The sequence below is a fragment of the Streptomyces sp. RP5T genome (assembly GCF_003933965.1).
Lineage (GTDB): Bacteria > Actinomycetota > Actinomycetes > Streptomycetales > Streptomycetaceae > Streptomyces.
The window spans coordinates 1-4,099 of the sequence record NZ_RSAJ01000689.1 but is presented as its reverse complement, the minus strand read 5'-3'; the positions used below and the strand labels follow the sequence as shown (position 1 = coordinate 4,099).

Genomic DNA, 4,099 nt, shown 5'->3' with positions numbered 1-4,099 from the left:
GTCCAGCGGGCGTCGGCGAGCATCCGGCGGAAGGCGGCCTCGATGCGGGCGTGCGGCGCCTCGCCGGCGCAGTCCTCGGAGTTCGGGGACTGCGGCGGGCCCGGGGTGATGACGTACATGCCGTCTCCCCTCGCGTACGGCCCCAGCCAAGCGGCCCACGACGGCCTGGCTCCGCAGTGCACCCACCAGAACCCCCAGTGCTCGGCGCCCTGTTGGACGCCGTAGCGGTGCGGGGTGCCGGGGGCCAACACCACCAGGTCCCCGGCGCCCGCGGCGGTCTCGGTCCGTCCCTGGCACAGGGTGCCGCGGCCGTGCACCGTCCACGTGAACAGCCAGCTGTCGGCGCCGTCCGGCCGCTGCACGGCGTAGCCCGGGAGTTCGTCGTAGCGGCCGACGACCACCAGGCCCGGCGGCGGCCCGGGGTCGCCTGACGCAGCGGTCTCGGACAATCCGTCGGCGGTCACGGGCATCCTCCTCGCACGGGCTGCGGCCTAGCGTGACGAGTGGAACACATCCGAGCTGGGACGACCAGGGAGTGGCCGCATGACAGTCACAGGCATCGAGACAGGGGTCCGGCAGTTCGAGGAGGACGGCTTCATGGTCGTCCGCGGGCTGTTCGCACGCGAGGAGATCGACCGGCTGTGCGCGCGGTTCACGGCCCTGCACGCGGGCGGGCCGGTGCCGGGGCACTTCGAGCCGGGCGCGCCGGGCGAGTCGGCGGATCCGCTGCGGAGGTATCCGCGCGTGATGCAGCCGCACGAGATCGACGACCTCTCGCTGCGGTTCCTGCTGGACGACCGGCTGCGGGAGGTGCTGGAGTCACTGCTCGGTGAGGAGGTGCTGGCCGCGCAGAGCATGTTCTACTTCAAGCCGCCGGGGGCGCGGGGACAGGCGCTGCACCAGGACAACTTCTATCTGCGGGTCGAGCCGGGCACGTGTGTCGCGGCCTGGGTGGCCTGCGACGAGATCGACCGGGACAACGGCGGGCTCGAAGTCGTCCCGGGCACGCACCGGATGGACCTGTTCTGCCCCGAACTCGCCGACTCCGAGCTGTCGTTCGCGCGCGAGTACGTGGCACCGCCGCCGGGGCTCACCGCGGTCCCGGTCGACATGGCGCCGGGGGACGTCCTGTTCTTCAACGGCAGCCTGGTGCACGGCTCGCAGCCGAACCGTACGGCCGACCGGTTCCGGCGCTCGTTCATCGGGCACTACGTGGGGGCTTCCACCGAACGGATCGGGCACCACTACCGGACGCTGTCGATGAGCGGTGCGCGGGTGCCGTTGCCGGAGAGCGAGGGCGCGGGCCCGTGCGGCACGGAGTTCGCACCGCAGGGACCGCACTGATCGGCCGTGACCGGACTCGGCTGAGTCTCGGACACGGCCGTGACCGGACTCGGCCGACCGGACTCAGCTGTGACCGACGACGGGGCGGGTCGTGTACGGCCGCTCCAGTTCCTCGAGCTCCTTGTCGCTGAGCTCCAGTTCGACCGCTGCCACGGCGTCCTCGATGTGGTGCGGCTTGCCCGCGCCCACGATCGGGGCCGCCACCGTGTCCTGGGCCAGCAGCCAGGCCAGCGCCACCTGGGCGCGGGGCACGCCCCGGTCGCCGGCGATACGGGTGACGGCCTCGACGATGGAGCGGTCGCCCTCCTGGTAGAGGCGGCTGCCGAAGTCGTCGGTGGAGCTGCGGTCGGTGACCGTGCCCCAGTCCCGGGTCAGGCGGCCGCGGGCCAGCGGGCTCCACGGCAGGGTGCTGACGCCCTGGTCGGCGCAGAGCGGCAGCATCTCGCGCTCCTCCTCGCGGTAGAGGAGGTTGTAGTGGTTCTGCATCGAGACGAACTTGGTCCAGCCGTGCCGCTCGGCGGTGTACTGCATCTTGGAGAACTGCCACGCGTACATCGAACTGGCCCCCAGGTAGCGCACCTTGCCCGCCTTCACCAGGTCGTGCAGCGCCTCCATGGTCTCCTCGACCGGGGTGCGGGGGTCGAAGCGGTGGATCTGGTACAGGTCGACGTAGTCGGTGCCCAGGCGCCTGAGGCTGTGGTCGATCTCCGTCATGATCGCCTTGCGGGACAGCCCGGCGGCGTTCTGCCCGGAGCGCGTCCGGCCGTGCACCTTGGTCGCGAGCACGATCTCGTCGCGGTTCGCGAAGTCCGCGAGGGCCTTGCCGACGATCTCCTCACTGGTGCCGTCGGAGTAGACGTTCGCGGTGTCGAAGAAGTTGATCCCGGCGTCCAGCGCCTGCCGTATCAGGGGCCGCGACGACTCCTCGTCGAGGGTCCACTCGTGCACGCCGCGGTCCGGCAGGCCGTAGGACATGCAGCCCAGACAGATCCGCGACACGTCCAGGCCCGTCGAACCGAGCTTCACGTACTGCATCGTTGCTGCTCCTGCCTTCGAGAGGGGTCCGAAGGGGAGCGTACGACCTCACGGGCGGCCAGGGTCCCCGCTCGCCCCTACTCGACCAGGTCCAGCGCCCGTTCCCACCCGAAGTCCGCGCCGTCGACGCCTTGGTGGGATTGCCCGAACCGTACGCCCATCCCCCGCAGCCGGATCAGGCTGTCCTGGTAGGCGGGGTGGCCCGCGAGGTCGTCGGAGACACAGGGCAGGACGCCGACCGGGACGCCCCGTCCGACCACCTCGCACAGCGTGCCCACGGCGAGGGTGTCGGCGATGCCGGCCGCCCACTTGTTGATGGTGTTGAAGGTGGCCGGGGCGACCACGACCGCGTCCGGGTCCGGGAAGGGCCGCGGGTCCCCCGGGCGGCGCCACGCGCTGCGGATCGGACGGCCGGTCCGCGCCTCCACGGCGGCCGCGTCGAAGAAGCCGTCCATGGCGGTGGGCGTGGCGATGACGCCCACGTGCCACTGCCGTTCCTGCGCGGCGGTGATCAGCCTGCCGACGCCCGCCGCGATGCCGGCGGCGCAGACGACGACATACAAGAAGCGCGGTGTCTCGTCCTGTCGGGTCACGCCGGAACCCTACTGAAGCGGGAAGGACAGTCCCCGCTCGCCCTCGGGGCGCGGTCCGTGGATCCGGCGCTAATTCTCCTCGATGGGCACGTCGTTGATGCTCGCCTCGCGCCGGGTCATCAGTCCGTGCTCGTCGAACTCCCACAGTTCGTTGCCGTACGCCCGCCAGCACTGCCCGTCGGTGTCCTGGCACTCGTACTGGAAGCGGACCGCGATGCGGTTGCCGTCGAACGCCCACAGGTCCCTGCGCAGGGCGCACTCCCGCTCGCGCGCCCACTTCGCGGTGAGGCACTCGACGATCTCGGCGCGGCCCGTGACGAAGGTGCCGCGGTTGCGCCACTGGGAGTCCGGCGAGTAGGCGAGCGCCACGCGCTGCGGATCGCGGGTGTTCCAGGCGTCCTCGGCTGCCTGCACCTTCTGGACGGCGGTCTCGCGGGTGAAGGGGGGCAGGGGCGGGCGGTCGGTCATGACGTCCTCCGTGGCCGAAGCGGCCGGACAAGTGGAGAACGGTCGTTCTCCGGTTGCCTGCTACCGCAGGGGAACGCACGTTCTCTCGTCACGGAGTGGTCGTCCATGGACAGCGCAGTGGCCCGTGAGCAGGTGCTGGACGCCGCCGAGGAGCTGTTCTACGGGCGGGGCATCCAGTCCGTCGGCATGGACGAGATACGGGGCGCCTCCGGGGTCTCGCTCAAGCGGCTCTACCAGCTGTTCCCCGCGAAGGAGCAACTGGTGGAGGCCTATCCGGAGCGGCGGGACGGGCGCCGGCGGGGCCGCCTGGCCGAGTTCGTGGAACTCCGGCAGGCCCCTGAGGAGCGGGTCCTCGCGGTCTTCGACTGGCTGAAGCAGTGGTTCGGCTAGGAGGGCTTCCGCGGCTGCGCGTGGATCAACTCGTACGGCGAACTGGGCGCGACCTCGGACCGGGTGGCGACCCAGGTCAGGGCGCACAAGGAGGCGTTCGCGGCCTACCTCGCCTCGCTCGTGACCGACGCGGGACGCCCCGCGACTCTGGCCGCCCCGCTCTTCCTCCTGGCCGAGGGAGCGATGGTCACAGCGGGAATCACCCGAACCACCCACCCGGCCCGCGAGGCCCGCGAGGCAGCCGGCTTGCTGCTGAACACCCACTGAGC

General features: G+C 71.4%; 5 protein-coding genes and 1 pseudogene. 2 read left to right on the top strand and 4 right to left on the bottom strand.

The features are described from left to right. Nucleotides 1-470: AraC family ligand binding domain-containing protein (locus tag EHS43_RS39220; RefSeq protein ID WP_260470916.1), on the bottom strand; the 470-nt coding region annotated here is incomplete at its 3' end. 73 nt (nt 471-543) lie between these two features. On the opposite strand from EHS43_RS39220, the gene EHS43_RS39215 reads away from it, so the two are divergent. Then, the gene (locus EHS43_RS39215; protein WP_125195346.1) at nt 544-1,344 is read left to right on the top strand and encodes a phytanoyl-CoA dioxygenase family protein; all 801 of its coding nucleotides are present in this window, start codon (nt 544-546) and stop codon (nt 1,342-1,344) included. Nucleotides 1,345-1,407: 63 nt separating this feature from the next. Here EHS43_RS39215 and EHS43_RS39210 read toward each other — a convergent pair whose 3' ends face one another. From EHS43_RS39210 to EHS43_RS39200, 3 genes are all read right to left on the bottom strand, one after another. Beyond that, complete coding sequence (locus tag EHS43_RS39210) at nt 1,408-2,379, bottom strand: aldo/keto reductase (protein WP_125195345.1); 972 nt, start codon at nt 2,377-2,379, stop codon at nt 1,408-1,410. A 77-nt stretch (nt 2,380-2,456) separates the two neighbouring features. Beyond that, on the bottom strand, nt 2,457-2,972 hold the full coding sequence (locus EHS43_RS39205) for a flavoprotein (RefSeq protein WP_125195344.1): 516 nt from the start codon (nt 2,970-2,972) through the stop codon (nt 2,457-2,459). A gap of 69 nt (nt 2,973-3,041) precedes the next feature. Then, nucleotides 3,042-3,440, bottom strand: a complete 399-nt coding sequence (locus tag EHS43_RS39200) for a nuclear transport factor 2 family protein (RefSeq protein ID WP_125195343.1) — start codon at nt 3,438-3,440, stop codon at nt 3,042-3,044. Nucleotides 3,441-3,545: 105 nt separating this feature from the next. On the opposite strand from EHS43_RS39200, the pseudogene EHS43_RS39195 reads away from it, so the two are divergent. Beyond that, nucleotides 3,546-4,097 (top strand): annotated as a pseudogene (locus tag EHS43_RS39195) (TetR/AcrR family transcriptional regulator). Nucleotides 4,098-4,099: the final 2 nt, after the last annotated feature.